At 71.0% G+C, this 25636-nt stretch carries 23 protein-coding genes; 7 read left to right on the forward strand and 16 right to left on the reverse strand.

Translation table 11 applies throughout. The features are described 5' to 3' along the window. Nucleotides 1-90: 90 nt before the first annotated feature. The 5 genes from ACFZDJ_RS07035 to clpS form a co-directional block, all read right to left on the reverse strand. Nucleotides 91-192, reverse strand: coding sequence for a putative leader peptide (locus tag ACFZDJ_RS07035; protein WP_312638615.1), 102 nt, complete (start codon nt 190-192; stop codon nt 91-93). Between the two features lie 101 nt (nt 193-293). Further along, the gene (locus ACFZDJ_RS07040) at nt 294-716 is read right to left on the reverse strand and encodes a Mov34/MPN/PAD-1 family protein (protein ID WP_168508916.1); all 423 of its coding nucleotides are present in this window, start codon (nt 714-716) and stop codon (nt 294-296) included. A gap of 122 nt (nt 717-838) precedes the next feature. Then, nucleotides 839-2299, reverse strand: coding sequence for an amino acid permease (locus tag ACFZDJ_RS07045; RefSeq protein WP_384910986.1), 1461 nt, complete (start codon nt 2297-2299; stop codon nt 839-841). A 423-nt stretch (nt 2300-2722) separates the two neighbouring features. Continuing rightward, complete coding sequence (locus tag ACFZDJ_RS07050; protein WP_391056642.1) at nt 2723-3328, reverse strand: DUF2017 family protein; 606 nt, start codon at nt 3326-3328, stop codon at nt 2723-2725. Nucleotides 3329-3426: 98 nt separating this feature from the next. Beyond that, nucleotides 3427-3744, reverse strand: a complete 318-nt coding sequence (clpS, locus tag ACFZDJ_RS07055; protein ID WP_054229692.1) for an ATP-dependent Clp protease adapter ClpS — start codon at nt 3742-3744, stop codon at nt 3427-3429. A 119-nt stretch (nt 3745-3863) separates the two neighbouring features. Here clpS and ACFZDJ_RS07060 point away from each other — a divergent pair, with 119 nt between their 5' ends. After that, nucleotides 3864-5192 carry a nicotinate phosphoribosyltransferase gene (locus tag ACFZDJ_RS07060; protein WP_391056644.1) on the forward strand — a complete coding sequence of 443 codons (1329 nt, stop codon included), beginning with the start codon at nt 3864-3866 and terminating at the stop codon, nt 5190-5192. A gap of 275 nt (nt 5193-5467) precedes the next feature. Continuing rightward, nucleotides 5468-6052, forward strand: coding sequence for an isochorismatase family protein (locus ACFZDJ_RS07065; protein ID WP_391056647.1), 585 nt, complete (start codon nt 5468-5470; stop codon nt 6050-6052). A gap of 40 nt (nt 6053-6092) precedes the next feature. On the opposite strand, the gene ACFZDJ_RS07070 is transcribed toward ACFZDJ_RS07065, so the two are convergent. After that, complete coding sequence (locus tag ACFZDJ_RS07070) at nt 6093-6434, reverse strand: hypothetical protein (RefSeq protein WP_168508919.1); 342 nt, start codon at nt 6432-6434, stop codon at nt 6093-6095. A 121-nt stretch (nt 6435-6555) separates the two neighbouring features. Next, a complete protein-coding gene (locus ACFZDJ_RS07075; protein ID WP_390926846.1) occupies nt 6556-8901 on the reverse strand; it encodes an immune inhibitor A domain-containing protein in 2346 nt (781 codons plus the stop codon). A gap of 509 nt (nt 8902-9410) precedes the next feature. Between ACFZDJ_RS07075 and ACFZDJ_RS07080 the strand changes: the two genes are divergently transcribed. Continuing rightward, nucleotides 9411-9743, forward strand: a complete 333-nt coding sequence (locus ACFZDJ_RS07080; RefSeq protein WP_390926844.1) for a hypothetical protein — start codon at nt 9411-9413, stop codon at nt 9741-9743. Between the two features lie 81 nt (nt 9744-9824). Here ACFZDJ_RS07080 and ACFZDJ_RS07085 read toward each other — a convergent pair whose 3' ends face one another. Together ACFZDJ_RS07085 and ACFZDJ_RS07090 are read right to left on the reverse strand one after the other, a co-directional pair. Continuing rightward, nucleotides 9825-10505: an RDD family protein gene (locus tag ACFZDJ_RS07085; protein ID WP_384910967.1), complete on the reverse strand. Its 681-nt coding sequence runs from the start codon at nt 10503-10505 to the stop codon at nt 9825-9827. A 121-nt stretch (nt 10506-10626) separates the two neighbouring features. Then, the gene (locus ACFZDJ_RS07090) at nt 10627-12258 is read right to left on the reverse strand and encodes an RDD family protein (protein ID WP_391056651.1); all 1632 of its coding nucleotides are present in this window, start codon (nt 12256-12258) and stop codon (nt 10627-10629) included. Nucleotides 12259-12512: 254 nt separating this feature from the next. On the opposite strand from ACFZDJ_RS07090, the gene ACFZDJ_RS07095 reads away from it, so the two are divergent. After that, a complete protein-coding gene (locus ACFZDJ_RS07095; RefSeq protein WP_391056654.1) occupies nt 12513-12992 on the forward strand; it encodes an SsgA family sporulation/cell division regulator in 480 nt (159 codons plus the stop codon). A 133-nt stretch (nt 12993-13125) separates the two neighbouring features. On the opposite strand, the gene ACFZDJ_RS07100 is transcribed toward ACFZDJ_RS07095, so the two are convergent. Then, entirely contained in the window at nt 13126-14532 is a 1407-nt protein-coding gene (locus ACFZDJ_RS07100; protein WP_384910958.1) for an FAD-binding oxidoreductase, read from the reverse strand. A gap of 92 nt (nt 14533-14624) precedes the next feature. On the opposite strand from ACFZDJ_RS07100, the gene ACFZDJ_RS07105 reads away from it, so the two are divergent. Continuing rightward, on the forward strand, nt 14625-16232 hold the full coding sequence (locus ACFZDJ_RS07105; protein WP_391056657.1) for a tetratricopeptide repeat protein: 1608 nt from the start codon (nt 14625-14627) through the stop codon (nt 16230-16232). A gap of 111 nt (nt 16233-16343) precedes the next feature. Here ACFZDJ_RS07105 and hppD read toward each other — a convergent pair whose 3' ends face one another. Next, nucleotides 16344-17489, reverse strand: coding sequence for a 4-hydroxyphenylpyruvate dioxygenase (gene hppD, locus ACFZDJ_RS07110; protein WP_391056660.1), 1146 nt, complete (start codon nt 17487-17489; stop codon nt 16344-16346). Nucleotides 17490-17611: 122 nt separating this feature from the next. On the opposite strand from hppD, the gene ACFZDJ_RS07115 reads away from it, so the two are divergent. Then, nucleotides 17612-18082, forward strand: coding sequence for an Lrp/AsnC family transcriptional regulator (locus ACFZDJ_RS07115; protein WP_054229681.1), 471 nt, complete (start codon nt 17612-17614; stop codon nt 18080-18082). 82 nt (nt 18083-18164) lie between these two features. Here ACFZDJ_RS07115 and ACFZDJ_RS07120 read toward each other — a convergent pair whose 3' ends face one another. Genes ACFZDJ_RS07120 through ACFZDJ_RS07130 form a run of 3 tightly spaced genes read right to left on the reverse strand, consistent with a single transcriptional unit; the run spans nt 18165 to nt 20893 of the window. Further along, nucleotides 18165-18953: a PDZ domain-containing protein gene (locus tag ACFZDJ_RS07120; protein WP_168508928.1), complete on the reverse strand. Its 789-nt coding sequence runs from the start codon at nt 18951-18953 to the stop codon at nt 18165-18167. A gap of 15 nt (nt 18954-18968) precedes the next feature. Then, entirely contained in the window at nt 18969-20090 is a 1122-nt protein-coding gene (menC, locus tag ACFZDJ_RS07125) for an o-succinylbenzoate synthase (protein WP_390926834.1), read from the reverse strand. Next, the gene (locus tag ACFZDJ_RS07130; protein WP_391056662.1) at nt 20087-20893 is read right to left on the reverse strand and encodes a chorismate synthase; all 807 of its coding nucleotides are present in this window, start codon (nt 20891-20893) and stop codon (nt 20087-20089) included. The genes menC and ACFZDJ_RS07130 overlap by 4 nt, the downstream gene beginning before the upstream one ends. A 167-nt stretch (nt 20894-21060) precedes the next feature. Between ACFZDJ_RS07130 and ACFZDJ_RS07135 the strand changes: the two genes are divergently transcribed. Then, on the forward strand, nt 21061-22755 hold the full coding sequence (locus tag ACFZDJ_RS07135; protein WP_391056665.1) for a helix-turn-helix domain-containing protein: 1695 nt from the start codon (nt 21061-21063) through the stop codon (nt 22753-22755). A gap of 38 nt (nt 22756-22793) precedes the next feature. Here ACFZDJ_RS07135 and dapE read toward each other — a convergent pair whose 3' ends face one another. Together dapE and ACFZDJ_RS07145 are read right to left on the reverse strand one after the other, a co-directional pair. Next, complete coding sequence (gene dapE / locus ACFZDJ_RS07140; protein ID WP_391056667.1) at nt 22794-23870, reverse strand: succinyl-diaminopimelate desuccinylase; 1077 nt, start codon at nt 23868-23870, stop codon at nt 22794-22796. Further along, entirely contained in the window at nt 23867-25381 is a 1515-nt protein-coding gene (locus ACFZDJ_RS07145) for an amino acid permease (RefSeq protein WP_390926826.1), read from the reverse strand. The genes dapE and ACFZDJ_RS07145 overlap by 4 nt, the downstream gene beginning before the upstream one ends. Between the last annotated feature and the right edge of the window lie 255 nt (nt 25382-25636).

Genomic DNA, 25636 nt, shown 5'->3' on the forward strand with positions numbered 1-25636 from the left:
CGGTGGGCGCGCGGCAGCGCGGAAACAGCAGGGCGGGACGCCGGTTGCGGCCCCGCGGAGCCGTGGCTCACGGCCGTACGGCGGCAGGTTTCAGCGCGTACAGATGGCGCTCTGCAGCCTGCACAGGTCGACGTGCAGCCGCGCCACGAGCAGCATGCCCGGCGTCTTGTCGCTCACGTCCTGGGAAACCATGGGCTCATCGTATCGATTCCCCGTCCGGGTCCCGGAGTGTGATCTCAGATGGTGGATGAATTCTGCCCGAAGTTCGGGATCGGGGCGGAGTCAGGACGGGATCAGTACGCGTCCACGACCGTGACCTCCTCCTCCGTCACCTCTCCCTCGACGATCCGGTACGAGCGGAACTGGAACGGACCCGCGTCGTCCGCGTCCGCCGTGGAGACGAGGAGGTAGTGCGCGCCGGGCTCGTTGGCGTACGAGATGTCGGTGCGGGAGGGGTACGCCTCGGTCGCCGTGTGGGAGTGGTAGATGATCACCGGCTCCTCGTCGCGGTCGTCCATCTCGCGGTACAGCTTCAGCAGGTCGCCGGAGTCGAACTCGTAGAACGTGGGAGAGCGGGCGGCGTTGAGCATCGGGATGAAGCGCTCGGGGCGGCCCGAGCCGGCCGGGCCCGCGACGACGCCGCACGCCTCGTCGGGGTGGTCCTGGCGCGCGTGCGCGACGATCTGGTCGACGAGGGCCTGGGTGATGGTCAGCATGTCGGTCAGGATAAGCAGAAGGGCCGCTCCGTACCGAAGAGTGGTACGGAGCGGCCCACATGCTGAACCAGGAGGGTCGGCCATGCTGAACCGGGGAGGTCAGCCATGCTGAACCGGGAAGGTCAGCCGACCTTCTCGAACGCCGGCTCGCGGCGCTCGGTGACCTCGGGGTTGCGTGCCTTGAGCACCCACCAGCCGATGGCCAGGGCCGCGGCCCAGCCGGCCATCACGTACAGGCAGACGCGGGAGTCGGCGTCGTACGCGATGAGACCTGTGACGAAGAGCAGGAAGACGACCGCGATCCAGCTGCACTTCGCTCCGCCCGGGGCCGGGAAGGAGGAGGCGGGCAGGCGTCCGGCGTCGACCGCGCGGCGGTAGAGGATGTGGCTGACCAGGATCATCAGCCAGGTCCAGATGCCGGCGGCGGTGGCCACCGAGGTGACGTAGCCGAAGGCCTTCTCCGGGACGATGTAGTTCAGGATCACGCCGATGCCCATGAAGAGCATGGAGACGGTGATGCCGAACGCCGGGGTCTTGGTCGAGGAGAGCCTGCTGAAGACCTTGGGGGCCTCGCCGTTGTCCGCCAGGGTGCGCAGCATGCGGCCCGTGGAGTACATGCCGGAGTTGCAGGAGGACAGGGCGGCGGTCAGGACCACGAAGTTGACGATGCCGGCGCCGGCCGGGATGCCGATCTTCGCGAAGGCCTCGACGAAGGGGCTGACGCCCGGGGCGAACTCCGTCCACTTCACGACGCAGAGGATGACCGTGAGCGCGCCGACGTAGAAGAGCGCGATGCGCCACGGCAGGGTGTTGATCGCCTTGGGGAGGGTCTTCTCCGGGTCCTCGGACTCGCCCGCCGTGACGCCGACGAGCTCGACGGCGAGGTAGGCGAACATGACGCCCTGGAGGGTCATCAGGGACGAGCCGATGCCCTTGGGGAAGAAGCCGTCGAACTGCCAGAGGTTGGCGACGGAGGCCGTGTCACCGGCCGAGCTGAAGCCGAAGGTGAGGACGCCGAGGCCGATCACGATCATGCCGATCAGGGCGGTGACCTTGACCATCGAGAACCAGAACTCGATCTCTCCGAAGAGCTTCACCGAGATCAGGTTCGCCACGAAGAGGACGATCAGGAAGACCAGCGCCGTCACCCATTGGGGGATGGACGGGAACCAGTAGTGGACGTAGATCGCGGCGGCGGTGAGTTCCGCCATGCCGGTGACCACCCACATCAGCCAGTACGTCCAGCCGGTGAAGTAGCCGAAGAACGGGCCGAGGAACTCGCGGGAGTACTCCGCGAAGGAGCCCGAGACCGGGCGATACAGGAGCAGCTCGCCGAGCGCCCGCATGATGAAGAAGATGATCACGCCTGCGAGGGCGTACATGAAGATGAGGCTGGGCCCCGCCTTGGCGATGTTCGCCCCGGCGCCCAGGAAGAGGCCGACGCCGATGGCGCCGCCGATCGCGATCATCTGGACCTGGCGACTGCCGAGCCCGCGCTCGTACCCCTCTTCGGGGGCGTCGCCGCCCACGGCCTCACTGCCGGCACGCGGCTCGTCGGTCTTGTCGACCTGCGATGAGGTCATGTGTGGTGCGCCTTTCTCCATGCCGGTCCGAGCCAGTCCTCTGGCCTCGGATCGGGTTCCGATCCCCCCGGATGTGATGGAGCTGTGCCTGGCCGGCGGTCGCCGGCTCGGTGGCGCACCCGACCGGACATGGGTGGTGTCCTGTCGGGCGGTCGTGAAGATTTATCACGGCCGCAACATGGGCAGCCCGCGGGTGATGTAAGGCATGCCACAGGGAGAAGCGGACAAACAGCACCCAGGTGTGCATACCAGGCCATGACGGTGACGGGATCGTTATCCGGATCTGAGCGTCCTCTGAGCGAACACCGATTGAACCCTGAACCAACCCCTGGTCAGGGCATACCGGCCGCTTCACCGACCGCTTCCCCACTCAGCGCCCGAACAGGGCACCTCGGCGCTCGAACAGGGCATCTCGGCGCCCGGTCAGCGCATCAGCGTCTCGACGAGCGTCTCCTGGAGACCGCCCAGCCACAGGTACGCCATCACCATCGGCTTGCGCGGGTCCTCGTCCGGGAGGCGGTAGAGGAGGTCGGTGTCCTCCTCGTCGACGACGTCGAGCCGGGCCCCGATCGCCAGGCGCAGGTCGTTGAGGGCGCGCAGCCACTGCTCGGACTCCTCGGGCGAGAGCTTGAGGACCGCGCCTCCGTCGCCCGCCGTGGTGAGGGCGTCCAGCGAGCGGATCACCGCGAGGGCGTTCTCGCGCTTGCCGGCGCGCAGGTCGTTCTCGGTGAAGCGGCGGAACTCGGAGGAGTACGCACGCTGCTCCTCCGCCTGTTCCGGCGAGGACGCCTCGACGTCGGGGCCGCCGTAGGCGTCCGGGAAGAGGCGCTGGAGCACGGGGTCGGAGGGCGGTTCGCTGGGGCCCTCCGCGAACAGTTCGGCGAGCGGGTCGTCGGGGGCGTTCTCCGCGGGGCCGGGACCGATGAGCTCCAAGAGCTGTACGGCGAGGGAACGGATGATGGAGATCTCGACCTCGTCGAGCGCGACGGCCGCGCCGCCGCCGGGGAGCGGTTCGAAGTGTCCTGGCATGGAGTGAGTTCGCTACTTCCGGTCCTGCTCGCGGTTTACAGGGAGGGCTCGGGCTGCTGCCGGTCCGACGGCCGCCGGTCCGACGGCTTCCGGTCCCGCTACTTCCGGTCCTGCTGAAGGGTGGCCCACAGACCGTAGCCGTGCATGGCCTGTACGTCGCGCTCCATCTCCTCGCGCGTGCCGCTGGAGACGACCGCCCGGCCCTTGTGATGGACGTCGAGCATGAGCTTGGTGGCCTTGTCCTTGGTGTAGCCGAAGTACGTCTGGAAGACATACGTCACATAGCTCATGAGGTTGACCGGGTCGTTGTGCACGATGGTGACCCAGGGGACGTCGGGCTCGGGTACGGCGAAGACCTCCTCCGCCGACTCGGTCTTTTCGATCTCTAGGGGTGCGGGAGCGGTCACACGGCCCATGCTGCCACCAGAGAGGGGGGCCCGCACAAACGGACCCCCGGAATACAACGGGATACCACCGGAATACAACGGCCCCCACAAATCGTCAGAGTGACGAGATGGGGGTACCATTCGGCCTTATGAACACAGCGGACCTTGGGCTGCCGGTGGACGTTCCCTCGACGGCGCTCTTCACGGACCAGTACGAGCTGACGATGCTGCAGGCCGCACTGGCCGCGGGGACCGCCGAGCGACGCTCGGTCTTCGAGGTCTTCACGCGGCGGCTGCCGGAGGGGCGGCGCTACGGCGTCGTGGCGGGCACCGGGCGAGTTCTCGACGCCGTCGAGAACTTCCGCTTCGACGCCGACGTCCTCGGCTTCCTGCGCGAGAACGCCATCGTGGACGAGCCGACCCTGGAGTGGCTCGCCTCGTACCGCTTCGGCGGGGACATCTGGGGCTATCCCGAGGGCGAGGTGTACTTCCCGGGCTCGCCGATCCTGCGGGTCGAGGGGTCCTTCGCGGAGTGCGTGCTCCTGGAGACGGTGATCCTCTCCATCCTCAACCACGACTCGGCCATCGCGGCCGCCGCCTCCCGGATGACGTCGGCCGCCGGGGGCCGGCCGCTGATAGAGATGGGCGCCCGACGGACGCATGAACTGGCCGCGGTGGCGGCGGCGCGGGCCGCGTACATCGGCGGCTTCACGACCACCTCCGACCTGGCCGCCGGTTTCCGCTACGGCATCCCGACCGTCGGCACCTCCGCGCACGCCTTCACCCTGCTCCACGACCGTGAGCGGGACGCCTTCCAGGCCCAGGTGAACTCGCTGGGCCGGGGGACGACGCTGCTCGTGGACACGTACGACGTCGCGGAGGCGGTACGGATGGCGGTCGACGTCGCCGGGCCGGAGCTCGGGGCCGTACGGATCGACTCCGGGGACCTGCTGCTGGTCGCGCACCGGGTGCGGCAGCAGCTGGACGAGCTGGGCGCGACGGACACGCGGATCATCGTGACCTCGGACCTGGACGAGTACGCGATCGCCTCGATGGCGGCGGCACCCGTCGACGCGTACGGGGTCGGTACGCAGTTGGTGACGGGTTCCGGCCATCCCACCTGCTCGATGGTCTACAAGCTGGTCGCCCGCGCCGAGTCGGCGGACCCGAAGGCTCCGCTGGCGCCCGTGGCCAAGAAGTCCACCGGCGGCAAGACCTCGATCGGCGGGCGCAAGTGGGCCGCGCGCCGACTCGACGAGCGGGGGGTCGCCGAGGCCGAGGTGATCGGCACCGGGGCGGTCCCCGTGGGCCTCGCCGACCGACAGTTGCTGGTGGAGCTCGTCAAGGGCGGGCAGGTCATCTCCCGCGAGCCCCTCGACGTCGTACGCGACCGGCACGCGTCCTCCCGCGCCAACCTGCCGCTTTCGGCGACACAGCTCTCGCGCGGGGAACCGGTCATTCCGACGGAATACATCTGATACGGCCCCTGCGGTGTGCGCGGGGTGCGCCGGAGCGCGCGCGGGGCGGCGCTCCGGCCGGCTCCGGCCACCCTTGGGCAAACACGAATGAACGGGCGGTCAGCGGGAATGCAACGGCAACACGCACACCGCACCGGCCGCCGCAGCAGGCCGTAACCGAATGCCCCCTCCCGCGCCGCACGTGAAGTCTCTAGGCTCGGCTCCACAGGCCGGTCCCGCACACCCCCTGCCACATTCACCGACCCCACAGTCGACACAGTCGAAGGACACCGACCATGCGCCGCGCCTTGATCGTCGTAGACGTGCAGAACGACTTCTGCGAGGGGGGCAGCCTCGCGGTGGCCGGAGGCGCCGATGTGGCCGCCGCCATCACGGAGCTGATCGGGCAGGCGCCCGCCGGCTACCGGCATGTCGTCGCCACGCGTGACCTCCACATCGCTCCCGGTGGCCACTTCGCCGACAACCCCGACTTCGTCCACTCCTGGCCGGCGCACTGCGTGGCCGGCACGGAGGGGGTCGGGTTCCACCCGAACTTCGCTCCGGCGGTCGCCTCCGGCGCGGTGGACGCCGTCTTCGACAAGGGCGCTTACGCGGCGGCGTACAGCGGTTTCGAGGGCGCCGACGAGAACGGGGTCACGCTGGGTGACTGGCTGCGCGCCCGCGAGATCGACGAGGTGGACGTGGTCGGCATCGCCACCGACCACTGCGTCCGCGCCACCGCCCTGGACTCGGTCCGGAGCGGCTTCCGCACCCAGGTCCTCCTGGACCTCACGGCCGGAGTCTCCGAGGAGACCACGGACCGGGCGCTGGAGGAGCTGCGGGCGGCCGGGGTGGAGCTCACGGGCAAGCCCGTGGTCTGACCCGTGGTCCAACCCGTGGCCTGAAGGGCGGCACAGAGCCCTACGCCGGTGTCGCCGGGCGCCTCAGGAGGGATTTGAACGGGCGCCACAGTTCCTGGGTGAGGTCGGGGCCCTGGACGCCGCTGTCCGGGGTGGTGCGCCATATGAGGCCGTCGGGGTGGTGCAGGACGGCGGTGATCTCGTCGGGGGTGGGCGGGGCCGCGTTCCCCCGGAGGTAGACCGCGCGCAGGCCGAGGTTGCGCAGGCGCGTCAGGGCGCGGGCGCGGTTCTGGGCCAGGACCAGAAAGCGCACGCAGCCGGGCCCCGGGCCCGCCGGGCTGGGCAGGTTCAGCGCCACCACCACGCTGCCGTTCGGCAGCTTGCAGAAACCTCCTGCGGCCATGCAGTCACACCCCCGCGCGCACCGGTGTCAATAAGAAATCCACAGGACGCACCTAAACACGATCGGCGGCAACCCGCCAGGGGGTCGCCGCCGATACGCTCCTGACCTGCGGAAATACCGGTTACTTCACCGCGGGGCCCACTTCGAGGGAGATCGTCGACCCGTCGCGGGCCTCCTTGACGATCTTGATCTTGGTGTTGGTGTCAGTGATCTTGACACCCGCGGTCGGGGCCGTCGTGTCGTAGTAGGTGCTGGTGTGGTCGTTGAAGACCGGCACCCCCGGCTTCGACGGGATCTTCGTCGCCACGTCCGCGCTGTGCAGCGTCAGGCCGTCCGTGCGGTACAGGCTGAACGGCGAGTCGTACGACTGGATCCGGCTGCGCATCAGCGTGCCGTCGGACCACTTCAGCGCGGTGGAGTGCGAGTCGACCGGCAGGATCTGCCCGTAGCCCGCGTGCGCGCTGACGTTGTTGTCCTTCTGCGAGGTGTCCCACTTCCAGATCAACAGGCCGTTCTGGTACGGGTAGTGCTCCACCCAGGACGGACGCGTCGTCGAGAAGCCGAAGTTGTACGGACCGGTCTTGAGAGTCTTGTCGTACGAGACGTACTGACGGTTCTCCGCGATGTAGTACTGCGGGTAGTCGTCGGTGAAGGACCCGCCGACGCGAGAGAAGCCGGCGGCGGTCCACGCGGCGTCCGCGGTCTCGGCGTTGTCCGAGAAGAGCGCCGAACCGTCCGCGGTCACGGCGATCTCGTCGGCCGCGAAGCCCTTCAGCGCCACGCCACCGTCGCTCTGGTAGCGGAAACGCAGGTCGATCTTCTGGCCCGCGTAGGCGTCGAGCGGGAACGACAGCTTCTTGTACGCGTCCACCGTGCCGGTCAGCGCGGGCTTGCCGCTGCCGTCGCGCGGGATCGGCTGCCCGTCCACCGTGCCGTCGATCGCGGTCCAGTTGGCGCCGCCGTCGGTCGAGACCTCGGTGTACAGGTAGTCGTAGTCGGCCTCGATGTCGTACCAGCCGTCGAGCGTGAGGGCGGCCGACGACTTGCCGGTGAGGTCGACGGAACGCGTCAGCGTGTTCTTGAGGTCGTTGCCGCTGCCGCTCCACCACTGGGTCGAGCCCTGCGCCGGGGTGACGATCTGGGTGGTGACCGCCTTGTCCGGCAGCGAGACCACGAGGGCCTGCTTGTTCTTGGTGTTGTACTCGGCGACACCCAGCTTGTGCTTCGACTTCGTCGCGGCCTTCGCCGTGTCGTAGTTCAGCCAGCCCAGCTGCAGCTTGTCCCAGGCGTTCATGTCGCCGGGCAGGTCACCGATGGCGTTCTTGCCGGTGCCGAGCCAGGAACCGGAGGACATCAAGGTCCAGAAACCCGTGGAGTTCTCGGCCGAGTTGGTGGTGTCGTACTCGTCCGGCAGACCGAGGTCGTGGCCGTACTCGTGCGCGTAGACGCCGAGCCCGCCGTTCTCCGGCTGGATGGTGTAGTCGCCGACCCAGATGCCGGTGTCGCCGATCGCGGCGCCGCCGAGCTTGTTGCCGGCCGGACCCGTGGCGCCCGCGTCGGTGCCGAACGCGTACCAGCGGTGCGCCCAGATCGCGTCCTCGCCCTGCGCGCCGCCGCCCGCGGACTCGTCCTCACCGGCGTGCACGATCTGGAAGTGGTCGATGTAGCCGTCAGGCTCGTTGAAGTTGCCGTCGCCGTCGTAGTCGTAGCGGTCCCACTGGTCGTACTTGGCCAGGTCCGCCTTGATGTCCGCGTCGGACCTGCCGGCCGCCTTCTGGTCGGCGACCCAGGCGGTGACACCGTCCTGGACCGCGTACCAGGCGCCGGTGGACGCCTTGTTGGAGCCGTAACGGGCCTCGTTGTAGGGGACCTTGACCCAGTCGGTGACCTCGCCGTCGACCGAGTAGCGGCCCGAGGACTGCTTCTCGTAGTACTTCTTCAGCGACTCGGTGTTCTTGCCGGTGCCGAAGTAGAGGTCCTGGAAGTGCGCCTGGTTGTAGTCCGCCTGCCAGGCCGTGCTGTTGTCCTGGGTGCGGTCGGGCGCGGCTATCCGGTTGTGCAGCGGGCCCGCGGTGCCGCCGTAGCGGCTGTCGACCTGGTCGCCGAACTCGACCAGGATCGTGAAGATCTTGTCGGTCTTCTCGCGGCCGAGCTCGACGTACTTGTTCTTGCCCTTGAGCTTGACGACCTGCGAACCGTTCCGGTCCTGGACCTTCGCGTCCCCGGATATGACCTGGTTCAGGGCCTCTTCGCGCTGTGCTTCCTGGGTCTTGCTGAGCGGGCCGTCGAGGTCGTGTTCGGCCTCGTTGCCGGCCGGCTGGGGCTCGTGGCGGTTCGCGCTCGCCGAGGCCGCCGCCGATGCGGCATCATCCGCCTGCGCAACGGCGAACGTCGAGAACGTGGCGGTGGCCGCCGCGAGGGCCACACCCACCGCGGCCGCTCTGAACGTCCATGGTCTGCTGGTCACTTGAAGTCCTCCCCTGCGTTCCGTTCGCGCGGATGGGGGGATCCCGGGGTGATGGAGGTCCGCGCGCGTATACGCGTGTCAAGTGACGACATTCGACCGGAGTTACCAAAGAAAAGACAGATCTTGACTTGAACCTGGCAACTGCACTATGCGGAGCGGCAGTTCGGTATCCGAACCGTGATCGGCCCTCTCAACGGGCGCGTCCGTCCGTCCACTTGGTGGACGCGATGACTCCGTGCGCCCCCTGTGCTCCGGCACCGTGGGTAAGGTCACGCTTACCGGACGTTCCACTCGGGCATGCAGGCGAATAGAGTCGATTGGCGGAACGTTGGAATGTCAACGGATTGACAAGTCGACACCGTTGTCGTCCCACGATTCGCAGCCCCACCCTGATCGGCGGCCCCACTCCCGTTGTCGATCGTCCCGGTCGCCGTCCGATCCCGTTGTTGTCCGCATCCTCCCCCATCGCGAGAGGCACGGGGGGAGTACCCCCACCCCGAGGAATCGCCATGCCTCGTCCGACCGCCGCACAGCTCGCCTACGGTTCCTGCACCGTGATCTTCTCCACCCTCGCCATGCTGCTGCTGTCTCAGACGAGTTCGGGCCTGGGGATCGCGGTGATCACCCTCTCGGCACTCGCTCTCGGACTGCTCGTCGCCGTAACGGTTCCGCTGCCGAAGCGCGTGCGTTCCGGCTCCGTGGCCGCCGTACCGGCTCCCGCACCGGCCCCCGTTCAGGAGCGGGTGCCCGCACAGCGCGAGACCGCGTCCGTCGCCGCGTCCATGTCCGTGTCCGTGTCGTCGGCGTCTGTCTCCGCCGTACGCGAACCGGCGGGCCCGTGATTCCACGAACCCGCCGCTGTCCCGGTCAGCCGTCTCCTCATGGAGTGCGGCTGATCGCGTACGTCAGCCCGTTCAGCCCGTTCAGCCCGTGCTGACCACCACCGTCTTGGCCGCCTTGTCGTGCAGGCCCTGCTTGTAGGGCTTGTCGAAGAAGCTCCAACCGCCCGCGATCGCGGTCCAGATGCACGCGCAGCAGAACGCGAACGGGATCCACAGCACCAGCGAGCGGACCAGCGTGGTCTGCACGGAGGGCGTGGAGCCGTTGTCGAGGTTGGCCACGCGCAGGTTGAACAGCTTCTTGCCGAGGGTCTGGCCCGACCTGCTGATCATGATGGTGTCGTAGCCGGTGTAGAGCACCGCGGCGATCACGGACTGCCCGAAGCTCCTGCTGTACTCGATCTTGTCGGCGTTCATGTTGTACTGCATGACCCCGAAGGCCCAGGACAGCAGCCCCACCACGATGCCCACCAGGATCATGTCGATGATCCTCGCCACCGTGCGTTTGCCGCTGTCGGCGAGCGGAGGCATGCCGGCCAGCGGGTCGCCGCCGTAGGGGCCGCCGGGGCCGTAGGGGTCGCCGCCGCCGTGCGGAGGCGGCTGGTCGCCGTACGGGGAGTCGTACGGGGAGCCCTGGGGCGGGGTCGGCGACGGAGGGGTGTCGTACGGGGAGCCGCCGCCGCCCTCGGCGGGCGGGGGCTGCTTCTTGAACGGATCCTCGTCCGGTGGCTGACCCGAACCCGGGGGCGGCGGTTCGCTGCTCATGGCCCGAGTCGACCGCGAACCCCGCCGCCGCGCATCCGGCGAGCGGCCGTCCGGGGGACCGGGCCCCCGGCGGCCGCGCCGCCGCGCTGAGCGTCAGGCCACTACGACGGCGTACGGGCGGCTACGCGGCCACGAAGGTGTGGGCCGCCTTGTCGTGCCAGCACTGGCGCCAGGGCCTGTCGAACAGGCACCACAGGACGCCGACGGCACCGATGACGAGGACGCCGGGGACGGCGTAGACGAGCCAGCGGCGCAGGGCCCGCCCGAAGGTCGGGGGTTCGTGGCCCTCGATGTCCCGGACCTCGATGCCGCACACCTTCTTGCCGAGGGTGCGGCCCCATTTGGCGGTGGGCAGCGCGTCGTAGAGGACGCCGAAGAGGAGCAGGACGGCCAGGACGATCCCGAGGTAGCCCGCGGTCGTGCCGTCGAGCAGCCACACCGTGACGGTCTGGCCGGACCGCTTGGCCGCGTCGACCTTCTCGTTGATGTGGTCGATCGCCTTGGTGCCCAGGGGTACGGCCGCCACGGCGGTGACGGTCGCCAGGACCGCGGTGTCCACGATCCGGGCCAGCAGTCGCCTGCCGAGACTCGCCGGGCGCGCCTCGGACTGTCTGCGCGCGGCGGCCTGGAACACGTCGTCCACCGGCGGCTTCCACGGCACGACGGGCTGCCCGTCGGCGCCCGGGTCACCCGCGAGCCGGTGCACCTGCTGGGCCCAGGACGGCTGTCCCCCACCGGGGCCACTGGTGAGAGGCGTGGCGGCGGGGCCGGTGGACTGCTGGGGCACGGAAGGGGTGGATGGGGCGGAAGGGGCGGAAGGGGTGGAAGGGGTGGAGGGGGTGGAGGGGGTGGCGGATGCGGGGGTGGCCGGCTGCCGCGCGGCGGCGGACTGGGCCGCCGCCGCCTCCGCCGCGGCCTGGGCGGCCTGCCCGGCGCCGAAGCCGCCCCCGGCCCCGGCCGGGCCGCCCGCCGCGGGCGTGTCCGCCCCCGGTGCGCCGGTGGCCGGAGTCGTGCCCCCGGTCTGCGCCCCGCGCTGCGGCCCCGTGCGCGGGGCGGACGGGCGGAAGATCATGGTGCCCTCGGAAGGAGCGGGTTCCGCGGCACCGTCGGGGTGACCGGTGCCGGCGAACTGCGCGCCGCTCGTCGGGGCCGCGGACGCGCCCTCGGCGCCCGTGGCCCGCGCCGGTCCCGTCGGGCGGCGGAACACCACGGTGCCGCCGGACGCGGGAGGTTGCGCGGCGCCGCCCAAGTCCGCGGGCGGGATCGTCGCCGTGCCGTCGGCGCGGGCGGACTCACCGTCCGGCTGGACGACCGCGTCTCCCGGTTCGGCCGCGCGCGCCAGCCGCGGGTCGGCCGTCGGGGGCGCGCCCCAGGACACCCGGCGGTCCTGCTCGCCGCCGAACCCGGTCTGCTGGGAGCGGTCGGCGCCCCACGCGGCCGCGGGCTCGGGCCTGCTGCCGTGCTGTGCCTCGGCCGGGCTCACCCGGCGCGGCTCGGCTGCGGGTTGCGGGTCCTCGTCGAAGAAGTGCGGGCCGGTCTCCTCGGCGGGGGCCGGAGCGGGCGCGGGAACGGAGGCCGTGGGCCGGTTGCCGGACGGCGGCGTGAGCGGTACGCCGTCGGAGGGCGCGGGACGGCTCGTACCCGGTACCCAGGAGGCACCGTTCCAGTACCGGACATATCCAGGAATGGAGGGGTCCGGGTAATACCCTTCACGGGGCCGGTCGTCGCCGGGGGCCGGGGTTGGGGCGCTCATGTCCGTCGTCCCGTATCTGCTCGGGGGCTTTTGGGGGCTCCACATCTATCAGACGGGCGCGCCTGTCAGCGGCGCTCCCGCCGTACCCACCTCTTTCGAGCAAGGTTCCGCCACAAGCGGTCGCCGCCCGGAACACGGCCTCGGAACGCCCGCCAAAAAGCTTCTTCGAACCCGCGTAATGGTTCCGCGTGATCGCGCTCTCCACTCGTACGGGCCCGCCCCGAGGGCCCCTACCCGAAAGGAAGCGCATCGACATGCACACCGTGGTGGAACGCGAACTCGAGCTCAACCTCGTCGTGTCGCCCGAACACAGCATCCCCGTACCGGCCCGGCTCACCTACCGCTCCGACGACCCGTACGCCGTCCAGATCACCTTCCACATCGGCTCCGACCATCCCGTCAGCTGGACCTTCGCCCGTGAACTGCTCGTCGAGGGGGTGTTCAGGCCGTGCGGGCACGGCGACGTACGGGTGTGGCCGACGAAGGTCGCGGGGCGCAGCGTCGTCCTGATGGCGCTCAGCTCCCCGGACGGGGACGCCCTCCTCGAAGCGCCCACCGCGCAGGTGTCCGCCTGGCTGGAGCACACCCTGCGGGCGGTCCCGCCGGGCTTCGAGGCCCAGCAACTCGGCCTCGACGAGGGCCTCGCCGAGTTGCTGGCCCCGACCCCGGGCTGTCACGACGAACTGTGGCTGCGCGACCCGTGGCCGTCGGACGAGTCGGCGGACGGCGAGTGAATCCGCCGTGCGCCGGTGTCCTACGGGCGGGCGGATCGGCGTACCGCGTCCGCGGCCTGGGGCCGAGCCCGCCCTGGTGCAGGCGTGACGGGGGTGACCGCACTCGGCCCATGGGTACGGCCGAGGTGGGGTCCTAGAGCACCTTGCCCGGGTTCAAAATGCCCAGTGGGTCGAAGGCGGCCTTGATGCCGCGCTGCATCTCCACGCCCACCGGTCCGAGCTCGCGGGCCAGCCATTCCCTCTTCAGGACTCCGACGCCGTGTTCGCCGGTGATGGTGCCGCCGAGTTCCAGACCGAGGGCCATGATCTCGTCGAAGGACTCGCGGGCGCGCCGCGACTCGTCGGGATCGTCGGCGTCGAAGCAGACGGTGGGGTGGGTGTTGCCGTCGCCCGCGTGCGCGCAGACACCGATGGTCAGGGAGTACTTCTCGGCGACGCGCTCGATGCCTTCGAGCATGTCGCCGAGCCGGGAGCGTGGCACGCACACGTCGTCGATCATAGTGGTGCCCTTGACCGCTTCGAGCGCGGTGAGCGACAACCGCCGCGCCTGGAGCAGCAGTTCGGATTCCGCCGCGTCCTCCGCGGGAACCACCTGCGTCGCGCCCGCGGCCTCGCACAGGGCGCCGACGGCGGCCAGGTCGGCGGCCGGGTCGTGGGTGTCGAAGGCGGCGAGGAGGAGCGCCTCGGTGGTCTCCGGGAGGCCCATGTGGGCCAGGTCGTTGACGGCCTTGACCGTCGTACGGTCCATGAGTTCGAGGAGGGAGGGGACGTGCCCGCCCTCCATGATCCGGACCACGGCGTCGCAGGCGGCCCGCGCCGATCCGAACTCCGCCGCCAGCACCAACTGCTGGGGCGGCTGCGGCTTGAGCGCCAGGATCGCCCGTACGACGATGCCGAGCGAGCCCTCGGAGCCGACGAGGAGGCGGGTGAGGTCGTACCCGGCGACCCCCTTCGCCGTACGGCGTCCGGTGGACATGAGCCGTCCGTCGGCCAGCACCACGTCGAGGCCGAGGACGTACTCGGCCGTCACCCCGTACTTCACACAGCACAGGCCGCCGGAGGCCGTGCCGATGTTCCCGCCGATCGTGCACATCTCCCAGCTGGAGGGGTCCGGCGGGTAGTACAGACCGTGTTCGTTCACGGCGCGGGAGAGGGTGGCGTTGATGACGCCGGGTTCCACGACGGCGATCCGGTCGACCGGGTTGATCTCGAGGATGCGGTCCATCTTCACCAGCGACAGCACGATGCAGCCGTCGGAGGCGTTGGCGGCGCCGGACAGGCCGGTGCGGGCACCCTGCGGGACGACCGGGACACGCAGCTCGGTCGCGATCCGCATGACGTGCTGGACCTGTTCGACGGTACGGGGCAGGACGACGACGGCGGGGGTGCCCGCCTCGCAGAAGCTCGCCATGTCGTTCGCGTACGAGGCCGTGACGTCCGGGTCGATGAGGACGGCCTCGGCCGGCAGGCCGCTCAGCAGGCGGTCCACGAGGTTGCCGGTGACTTCGTCGCGCGGGGCTTCGATACGGCTCATGATCACAGCGTCGCACTCGGGGCCATCGGTGTGAACCCCATCCACGCGGGGCTTGGCGTGCCGGGGTGTGGTCTTCGTATTGACGCACAGTGAGCGGCATGGAGATCGAAGAGCGACAGCCGGTGCTCACGGGGCTCGCGCCCCAGGGGCCCTCCGGGCGGCGTCCCTCCGTCGCCAAGCACGTGCTGATCGGCCTGGTCGCGGGGTCTGTCGTCCTCGGCGGGGTGCTGGTGCTGATGCCCTCGGCGCGGCGGGCCGCGGCGCCTCCGTCGCCGGGTCCGGTGACACGGGCGGGGACGGCGGTGGGGGCCGGGGTGCCCGCCGCGCTGCCCGATCTGGTGGCGCTCATCGGGGACCACGAGGCCCATCTGCGCACCCATCCGCGCGACGAGCAGTCGTGGGCGGTGCTCGGCGCGGCGTACGTGGAGCAGGGGCAGCGGACTGCCACGCCCGCGTACTTCCCGAAGGCCGAGCAGGCGCTGCGCACGTCACTGGAGACGAAGCCGAAGGGGAACCTGACGGCGCTGGAGGGGCTGGCCGCGCTCGCCAACGCCCGCAACGACTTCCGGACCGGGCGGAAGTGGGCCGAGGAGGCACTGAAACTGGCGCCGAAGCGGTGGACGGCGTATCCGCTGCTGATCGACTCCTGCACCGGTCTCGGTGACTACAAGGCGAGCCGCGGCGCGCTGGAGAAGCTCCAAGGGCTGCACCACGGGCCACCGGTGCTGGTCGAGGCCGCCCAGGTGTACTGGGACCGCGGCTGGCGCGAGGACGCGGTGGCCGCCCTCGCGGACGCCACGGCGGGCGCCACCGCTCCGGCCGAGCGGGCGACCTGGCTGGCGCAGTCGGGCCGGCTCGCCTGGGAGCGCGGGGACCGCGAGGAGTCGCTGCGCTACTACGAGGCCGCGCTGAGCAACGATCCCGACCAGCACGGCGCGCTCGCCGGACAGGCGCGTGCGCTGGCGGCGCTCGGGCGCAACGCGGAGGCGCTGCGTGCCTACCAGACGGCGCTCGCCCAGGAGCCCGATCCGCGGTACGCGCTGGAGCTGGGCGAGCTGTACGAGACGCTGGGGCGGCGCGACGCGGCAGGGACGCAGTACGCCCTGCTGCGGGAGCGGGTGCGCACCGACGCCGCGGCCGGTGTCGACGACGAACTGGTCCTCGGGCTGTTCGAGGCGGACCACGGCGATCCGGAGGACGCGGTGCGCCGGCTGCGCGAGGAGTGGAAGCGCCAGCCCGGTGTCGCCGTCGCGGACGCGCTGGGGTGGGCGCTGCACCGGGCCGAGGAGGACGAGGAGGCGCTGAAGTTCGCGACGCAGGCGACGGACAAGACGAAGGGCGGCGGCGTCCGCAGCGCGCTGTACGTCTTCCACCGGGGGCAGATCGAACGCGAGCTGGGCCTGCTCGCGCCGGCGCGCCGCCACATCGCGGAGTCCCTCCAGATCAACCCGTACTTCTCCCCCGTCCTCGCCCCCGAGGCCCGGCGGGCCCTGGCCGCCCTCGGCGAGCCGCCGGCGGAGCCGCTGCCCGAGCCGAAGGACGAGACCCCGACGGAACCGGAGGGCGCGGCCGGGCCGCCGGGCGCTGCCGTGAATCCGGCGAACCCGGCGGCCCCGCGGGCGCCCCGTCGACCCAGGCCACACGCATCGGCACCCGCATCGGCACCGGCATCGGCACCGGCACCGCGGCGCACGGGGTCACGCTGACAGATGACAGATGCCCGCTGCCCGCTGCCCGCTGCCCGCTGACAGATAGCCGCTGACAGATGACAGATAACCGCTGACAGGTGACAGGTGACAGATATCCGCGTTTGATCCCTACAGGTTGCCGCGCTTCTCCTGCTCCCGCTCGATCGCCTCGAAGAGCGCCTTGAAGTTGCCCTTGCCGAAGCCCATCGAGCCGTGTCGCTCGATGATCTCGAAGAAGACGGTCGGCCGGTCCTGGACCGGCTTGGTGAAGATCTGAAGCAGATAGCCGTCCTCGTCGCGGTCGGCGAGGATCTTGAGCTCGCGCAGGGTGTCGACGGGGACCCGGGTGTCGCCGACCCACTCGCCGAGGGTGTCGTAGTACGAGTCGGGCGTGTCCAGGAACTGGACCCCGGCCGCGCGCATGGTGCGTACGGTCTGCACGATGTCGTTGGTGTTCAGCGCGATGTGCTGGACGCCCGCGCCGCCGTAGAACTCCAGGTACTCGTCGATCTGGGACTTCTTCTTGGCGATGGCGGGCTCGTTGATCGGGAACTTGACCTTGCGCGTGCCGTCGGCGACGACCTTCGACATCAGCGCGCTGTACTCGGTCGCGATGTCGTCGCCCACGAACTCCTTCATGTTCGTGAAGCCCATGACCTTGTTGTAGAAGCCGACCCATTCGTTCATGCGGCCGAGTTCGACGTTGCCGACGCAGTGGTCGATGGCCTGGAAGGTGCGGTGGGAGGGCGGTTCGACGATCGGGGCGGCGGCGGTGAACCCGGGGAGGTACGGGCCGTCGTAGCCGGTGCGTTCGACGAGCGTGTGCCGGGTCTCGCCGTACGTGGCGATCGCCGCGAGGACGACGGTGCCGTGCTCGTCCTTGAGCTCGTAGGGCTCGGCGAGCGGGCGGGCGCCGTGCTCGACGGCGTACGCGAACGCGGCGCGTGCGTCCGGGACCTCGATGGCGAGGTCGACGACCCCGTCGCCGTGCGCGGCCACGTGCTCGGCCAGGAAGTGGCCCCAGGTGGTGGCGGGCTTGATGACGGAGGTGAGGACGAAGCGTGCCGAGCCGTTCTCGAGGACGTACGACGCCGTCTCGCGGCTGCCGTTCTCCGGTCCGGAGTAGGCGACCAGCCGCATGCCGAAGGCCGTGGAGTAGTAGTGCGCGGCCTGCTTGGCGTTGCCGACGGCGAAGACGACCGCGTCCATTCCCTTGACCGGGAAGGGGTCTGCCTGCCGGGCGGTGTCGGGAGTGAGGTGTGTGGTCTGCGTCATGGCCGCAGACTCTCTCCGTTCCACAAGGTGCGCAATAGTTTGCGAGAGAGCTGGACAATGTGCTCAGCAAAGCGCCCACGCCTGCGGGCGTTCTGTACATGATGACCACCCGGGAGGGCGGCATGGCAATCGATCACCTGGACGGCCGGCTCATCGTGCTGCTGGCCGAGGAGCCGCGCATCGGCGTGCTGGAGATGTCCCGGCGGCTCGGGGTCGCGCGCGGCACCGTGCAGGCCCGGCTGGACCGCCTTCAATCGAATGGAGTCATCCGGGGATTCGGTCCGCAGGTGGATCCGGCCGCGCTCGGCTACCCCGTCACGGCCTTCGCGACGCTGCAGATCCGGCAGGGACAAGGCACAGACGTACGGGCGCACTTGGCGACCGTCCCCGAGGTGCTGGAGCTGCACACGACCACCGGCAGCGGCGACATGCTGTGCCGCCTGGTGGCCCGCTCGAACGCCGATCTCCAACGTGTGATCGACCGGGTCGTCGGTTTTGATGGCATCGTCCGGGCCTCCACGGCGATCGTCATGGAGAACCCCGTTCCGCTGCGGATCATCCCGCTGGTGGAGCAGGCGGCGACCGAGCACTGACCGACGGCCGGGGAGGTGGCGTGAACTTCTGGCAGTACCTGAGCAGCCGCCATCAGCAGCTGCCGCTCGCTGGCGCGGCCCGCTAACAGCTGGGGACCGAGCCCTTCCCCTTCTCCAGGGAGACCAGCGCGTCGACCGCGCCCTTGAGCGTGGTCACCGGAACCAGTCGCAGCCCCTTGGGCAGTTCCGACTTCGCGTCCGAGCACTCCGCCTTCGGGACCAGGAAGACCGTCGCGCCGTCGCGCCGGGCGGCCTGCGTCTTCAGGGCGACCCCGCCGACCGCGCCGACCTTGCCGTCGGCGTCGATCGTCCCCGTACCCGCGACGTTGCGACCGCCCGTGAGGTCGCCGCCGCTGCCGTCGCCGTCCAGCTTGTCGATGATCCCGAGCGTGAAGAGCAGTCCTGCGCTGGGCCCGCCGACGTCGGCCAGCTTGAGCGTGACCTTCACGTCGTTCTTCTCGTGCAGATAGGACAGCGCCGCCTCGGTGGCCGTGTCCTGGGACTGCTTCATCTGGTCGGCGTTGTGCTGCTCGATCTCCTTGACGGAGTTCCCGCTCGGGTAGACCGAGTCGCGCGGCATCACGGCCCGGTCCGTACGGAACCAGCCGTCGATCACGTCACCGAGGCTGACGCTCGCGTCCGGCCCGGTCGCCTCGATCGTCGTCATCCGCAGTTGCCCGCTCGTCGTGCGGGTGGGCGCTCCGCTGATCGTGATCACCGGGTCGCCCTTGTTCTCGCCGAGAACGTTCGCCGTCATGCCGGGCTGCGCCACGGAGAACGGCAGCGGCGCGAACGCCGCCGTGGCGAGCAGGGCCACGACGGGAGCGGCGCAGACGGCGATGGCCTGGAGGCGTGTGAGGCGAGAGAGCACAGGATCAATCTAACGTCACCGCTCGGCGCGGCCTCCGTACAGGTCCCGCCGGGCGGTGGTGAAGCGGCGCAGCGCCTCCGGCAGCGGCTCGGTCCCGATGCCCGGAGTGCGCGGCACCGGCAGATGACCGTCCTGAAGGACGAAGGGCTCGGTGATGTCCTCGGCGAAGTAGCGGCTGGAGGCGGAGGTGTCACCGGGGAGGGTGAAGCCCGGCAGGGCGGCCAGGGCCAGGTTCGGGGCTCGGCCGATGCCCGTCTCCAGCATGCCGCCGCACCAGACCGGCACTCCGTGCGCGTGGGCGACGTCGTGGATGCGGCGCGCCTCCAGGTAGCCGCCGACCCGGGCGGGCTTCACGTTGACGACCCGGCAGGCGTCCATGGCGATCGCGGAGGCGGTGTCGCGGGCGCTGTGCAGGGACTCGTCGAGGCAGACGGGGGTGGCGATGCGCTGCTGGAGCCGTGCGTGCGCGTGGAGGTTGTTCTCCTCCAGTGGCTCCTCGATGAGCAGCAGTCCGAACGCGTCGAGCCGGCGCAGGTGCTCGGCGTCCGCGAGCGAGTACGCCGTGTTGGCGTCCACCTGGAGCGGCAGCGCGTCCCCGAAGCGCTCGCGCACGGCCCGTACGGGCTCCAGGTCCCAGCCGGGTTCGATCTTCAGCTTGATCCGGACGTATCCCTCGGCGAGGTAGCGCTCGACGTCGTCGAGGAGTGCCGGGACGGAGTCCTTGATGCCGACCGACACTCCGGCGGGCACGCGGTCGTGGACGGCTCCGAGGTAGGTCGCGAGCGACATGCCGTACGCGCGCAGCTCGGCGTCGAGGACGGCCGTCTCCAGGGCCGCCTTGGCCAGCTCGTGCCCCTTGGTCTTCGCCATCGCGGGGGCGAGCGCGGCGGCCGTGAGATGCGGGAGCGCGGCCACGCGCGGCAGCAGGAAGTCACGGAGCACGATCTCGGCGCCGGCCACGAACTCCGAGCAGTACAGCGGCTCGGGGTCGGCGGCGAACTCCGACCAGCCCTCGGCCGCGTCCGTGACGACGTGCAGGAGGAAGGTGTCCTTCGTCGTCATGGTCCCGAAGGAGGTACGGAAGGGGGTGACGAGGGGCAGCGCGATGTGGACGACTTCGACGCGTTCGAGTTTCATGAGGCGCCTTCCGTGGTGGGGCGGGTGAGGGTGTACCAGCCGTCGCGGGACATCCCCGTGGCGACGTACCCCTCGGCGAAGGCCTCCGTGAAGACCGCGCGGACGGCGTGGCGCCAGCGCAGCGCGAGCACCGGGTCGGAGGCGCGCAGCTTGACGACGTCGTCCGGGACCCGGCACCAGATGTGCCGGTCGGAGGTGTCGCGGCGGACGAGGAAGGCGTCGTCGGGGGCGAGGTGGGTGGCGGGCGCGGCGTCACGGTCGCCGGTCTCCCCGGATGTACTGGGCGCACTGGGCCCACTGGGCGCACTGGGTGTACTGGGCGCGGCCAGATCCCAGGTCACCGTCAGCCGGTCGCTCTCGTCCCCGTCGTTCACCCCGTCCGCCATGGGCCCGTAGAAGTCGACCAGGTACTCCGTGCCGGTGGCCCCCAGCTTGACCAGGTTGAAGCGGGCGTTGCGGCCGACCAGCGGATCGAAGGTCCAGCGCATGGTGCGGGCGCCGCGCTCCAGGGCCCAGGCGCGCTGGGCCTGCTTCACGGCGTACCCGACCCCGCGATCGGCCGCGGCGACCAGGGAGTACGTGTCCTGCCGCCCCGGCTCCCCGAACACGGCGACGGCGGCTCCGGCCAGCCGTGTCCCGTCGTACGCGGCATGCACCGCACCCCCGGCGTGCACCAGGCTGTGCAGCACCTCCGCCGGATAGGGCGGGTTGCTGCGGGGCGTCTGCCAGACGTCGCTGAAGAGGTCGGCCACCTCGCCGATCCCGGCGACGTCGTGAACGGTACGGATGCTCACTTCGGTCATGGAACCGAGTCTCGAAGCTCGCGGCGGCGCCCACGTTGTACATCAGGACAACACGCGCGTACGTTCCTGATGAGATCGGCCAACCACGCCCGTCCGAAACCGGCCGACCATCCTTGTCATCCCCACCCCCACCCCCATCCCCATTCCCGTTCCCCGGAAGGAGCCTCGTGGACGCCTGCACCCTCGGTGACCTGCTGGACGTCGTCGGCGGCCCCTCCGTACGGCTGCACACCGCGCCCGCCGGGCTCACCGTGCCCGTCACCGAGGCGCTGCTGTACGACGCCCACACGCCGCTGCCCCGTGCGCCCGGGGCGCTGCTGCTCGCGGTCGGGGTGCGGGCGTCCGCGGCGGGGCCGCTGGCGCGGGCGGCGGCGCAGGCGGGGATGAGCGGGCTGGTCGTACGCGGCCCGGACGGCCCGCTCGCGGAGGCGGAGTCGGCGGGTGTGGCCCTGCTGTCCGTGGACGAGGACGCCGCCTGGCACCACGTGCATCTGCTGCTCGCCTCCGCGATCGGGGCGCGGCCGTCGGCCGCCGGGAGCGGTCTGGGGGACCTGTTCGCGCTGGCCGACGCGGTGGCCGCGGCCGTCGGCGGCGCCACCGCGATCGAGGACCCGCGGCAGCGGATCCTCGCCTACTCGACGGTTGCCGGGCAGCCGGTCGACGAGGACCGCCGTACGGGCATCCTCGGCCTCCAGGTACCCGGGAGCCCCGCCAACTCGGAGCAGTACCGGGTGCTGTTCGCGGCCGAGGGCGTGGTCCGGCTGCCCGCGCTGGAGGGCAGCGACAACCTGCCGCGGCTCGCCGTCGCCGTCCGGGCCGGCGGCGAGACCCTCGGCTCACTCTGGGTCGTCGACGACGGCGGCCTCGCGCCGGACGCCGAGGAGGCCCTCGTCCAGGGCGCGTCCACGGCGGCGCTGCTCCTGCTGCGGGCCCGCGCCGCGCAGGAGCTGGCCCGCCACCAGAACGGCGACCTGCTGCGCCGCCTGCTCGACGGCACCGCCGACCCGGCGGGCGCCGCCCACCGCTTGGGGCTGGGCCTGGGCCCGGACGGAAACCCGGCGCCCGTGCGCGTGGCCGCCTTCGTCCTGGACTCCAGTGTCTCGGCGGCGGACGTCGAACAGACCTCGCTACGGCTCCTGGACCTCGTACGCCTCCAGTGCGAGGCGCGCTACGGACGGCACGCGGGCGTCCTCGTCGACGGGGTCGTGTACGCGCTGCTGCCGGCGGTCGGGGAGCGTGGCGGGGCCCGTGAGCCGCAGGGGCGCGCCGGTGTCGAGCGGCCGAGCGCGCGGAGGCCCGGAGGGGTGAGCACGGTCGGTCGCTCGACACCGGCTGGAGCGCCCCGGAGGCGAACGAATCGACACAGCCACCGAGGGCTGGCGGAGGACATCGTGGGGCGGGCCGGGCAGGCGCTGCGGGTGCCCGTACGGGCCGGGCTGGGTGACGTGGTCTCCGGGCTCGCGCAGGTGCGGGCCTCCCGGGACGACGCCGACCTCGTCCTGCGGGTTCTGGGCCCGGAGCTGCCGGTGGCGACCGTGGAGGAGGTGAGGCCGCGCGTCACCTTGCTGCGGCTTGCCGAAATCCTGGGCGAGCGACGGGAGTTGAGAGCGGGCGGATGGCGGCGGGTCCTCGCGTACGACGCCGAGCACGGCACCGAGTACGCCCGCACCCTCGTCGCCTGGCTGGAAGCGGGCTGCGACATGGCGGGCGCGGCGCGGCTGCTCGCCGTGCACGCCAACACCTGCCGCTACCGCCTCCGGCAGGCCCGGCAGCAGCTCGGCATCGACCTCGACGATCCCGACGAACGGCTGGTGCTGTGGCTCCAGTTGAGGACGCTGGGCGGGCTCGGCAGCCGCCACTGAGGCACCCCACGTCTTCACCGAGTTCCCGCTGGAGTGGCTCAGCGGCCTCCCGGCGTGAGCCACCGCGTCAGCCGCTCCTCGCACGCCCGCAGCTGCGCCACCGGGACGTACTCCCCCGCCGTGTGCGCGAGGACCGGATCGCCCGGGCCGTAGTTGAGGGCGGGCGTGCCGAGGGCGGCGAAACGGGCCACGTCCGTCCAGCCCAGCTTCGGACGGGGCGTGGCGTCCAGCACGCGGACGAGCGAGGCGACCGCGTGCCGGTCGAGCCCGGGCAGCGCGCCCGGCACGACCTCCGTGACGTCGACCTCGTACTCGTCCTCGGGAAAGAGATCCCGTACGTACTTCTCCGCCTCCTCGGCCGAACGGCTCGGCGCGAAACGCGAGTTGACGGTGATCACGCACTCGTCGGGGACGACGTTGCCCGCGACCCCGGCGCGTACGGCGACGGCGTTCAGCCCCTCCCGGTACTCCAGGCCGTCGATCACGACCCGTTCCGGGGTGTGGTCGGCGAGGCGCTGGAGGACGGCCCCGGCGCGGTGCGCGGCGTTCACACCCCGCCAGGCGCGCGCGGTGTGCGCGCGCTCGCCGCGGACCGTGATGTCGGCCATCAGCACACCCTGGCAGCCCGCCTCGACCCCGGCGTCGGACGGCTCCATGAGGATCGCGAGGTCGGCCTTCAGCAACTCCGGCCGTACGGCGGCGATCCGGCCGAGCCCGTTGCGGTCGCCCTCGACCTCCTCGCACTCGTAGAAGACGTACGTGAGGTCGCGGGTGGGCGTGGGGAGCGTCGCCGCCAGCCGGAGTGCGATGGCGACGCCCCCCTTCATGTCGCAGGCGCCGAGCCCGTACAGGAGGTCTCCCCGCAGGAGGGACGGCAGGTTCCCTGCGGCGGGCACGGTGTCCAAGTGGCCCGCGATCAGAATCCGTTCGGGGTGGCCGAGGCCGGTGCGGGCGACCACCGAGTTGCCGATCCGCTCCACGGTGAGGTGCGGGAGGGCGGCGAGGGCCGCCTCGACGGCGTCCGCGAGCCGGGCCTCCTCGCCGCTCTCGGAGGGGAGGTCGACGAGGGCACGGGTGAGCGTGACGACGTCGGCGGTGAGGTCGAGGGTGTTCACGCCACTTCCTCGTCGCCGAGCTTGTCGCCGAGTTTCCCGCCGATTTTCTCGCCGGGCTTGTCTCCGGGCTTGTCTCCGAGCTTGGAGTGCTTGATCCCGTACAGCCAGTAGATCACCAGGCCGACGGCCATCCACGCGCCGAACGCGACCCAGGTGTCCGACCCCAGGCTGAACAGCATGTAGACGCAGAAGCCCACACCCAGGATCGGCGTCACCGGCGAGAAGGGGACCCGGAAGGAGCGGGGTGCCTCCGGGCTGCGGCGGCGCAGCAGGACGACCGCCAGGTTGACCAGCATGAAGGCGAAGAGCGTACCGATGCTGGTGGCGTCCGCGAGCGCGCCCAGCGGGACGAGCGCGGCGAGCACGGCGATGAAGGTGGAGACGATGACCGTGTTGGCGCGCGGCACCCCGGTGGTGGGGTGCACTTTGGAGAACAGCGGCGGCACGAGCCCGTCCCTCGACATCGCGAAGAGGATGCGGATCTGCCCGTACTGCACGGTGAGCACGACGCTCGTGGTGGCGACGACCGCCCCGATGGAGAGCAGGATCGGCCACAGGCTGCCGCCGCCGACCGACTGCACGAGCACCTGGCTCAGCGTGGCCTCCGTGCCCTCGAACTTCCTCCAGGGCATCGCACCGAGCGCGGCGACCGCGACGAGGACGTACAGGGCGGTGACGAGGACGAGGGAGAGGATGATCGCGCGCGGCAGGTCGCGCTGCGGGTTCTTCGCCTCCTCCCCCGCCGTCGAGGCGGCGTCGAAGCCGATGTAGGAGAAGAAGAGCGAGGCGGCGCCGGCGCTCATGCCGGCGGTGCCGAGCGGGAAGAGGGGCGTGAAGTTCCCGGCCCGGAAGGCGGTGAAGGCGACCGCGCAGAACATCACGAGGGCGGCGATCTTCACGCCGACCATGACGGTGTTGGCGACGGCGCTCTCCTTCGCTCCGCGCAGCAGCACGACCATGGCGAGGACGACGATGGCGGCGGCGGGGATGTTGAGGACACCGCCGGCGCCGGGCGGCGCGCTGAGCGTGTCGGGGAGGGTGACCCCGACGGTCAGGTCGAGCAGTTCGTTGACGTACTGCCCCCAGCCGACCGCGACGGCGGCCACGGACACCCCGTACTCCAGGATCAGACACCAGCCGCACACCCAGGCGACGAGCTCGCCGAGGGTGGCGTACGCATAGCTGTACGAGGAGCCGGAGCCCGGGATCATGCCGGCCAGCTCGGCGTACGACAGCGCGGAGAACAGCGCGGTCACACCGGCCAGGACGAACGACACGACGATGGCGGGACCGGCCTCGGGCACCGCCTGGCCGAGGACCACGAAGATGCCGGTGCCGAGCGTGGCGCCCACGCTGAGCAAAGTGAGCTGCCCGACGCCCATCGTCCGCCTGAGCGGGCTCCCGGCGGCCTCGGCGACCAGCGATCCGACGCCCTGACGCCGGGTCAGCCGAGCCGCCCGTCCGCCTCCTCGGCCGACGTCCGGCCGTGTACGTACCGTCTCCGTCTCCACGCCTTGTCTCCCTCCACCGTTCACCGTTCCGCCTTCAGTGCCCTGATGATGCGGAGGGCGGGGCGACGGGCGGTGGGCGCATCGGCCAGAGATGGCGGGGGTGGTTTGGCGGGTCGGCCAAAGCCAGGGGGTGACTGGAAACAAGGACCGTCGGCGCGACAGGCCGCGGGGGGGCAGTGCGGCGGAGCGCGGAGCGTCAACGCAAGGGAGCGCGGAGCACGGAGCGTCAGCGCGGCAGGGTGCGGGGCCTCAGCG

This window comes from Streptomyces sp. NPDC007896 (assembly GCF_042959425.1).
Taxonomy (GTDB): Bacteria; Actinomycetota; Actinomycetes; order Streptomycetales; family Streptomycetaceae; genus Streptomyces.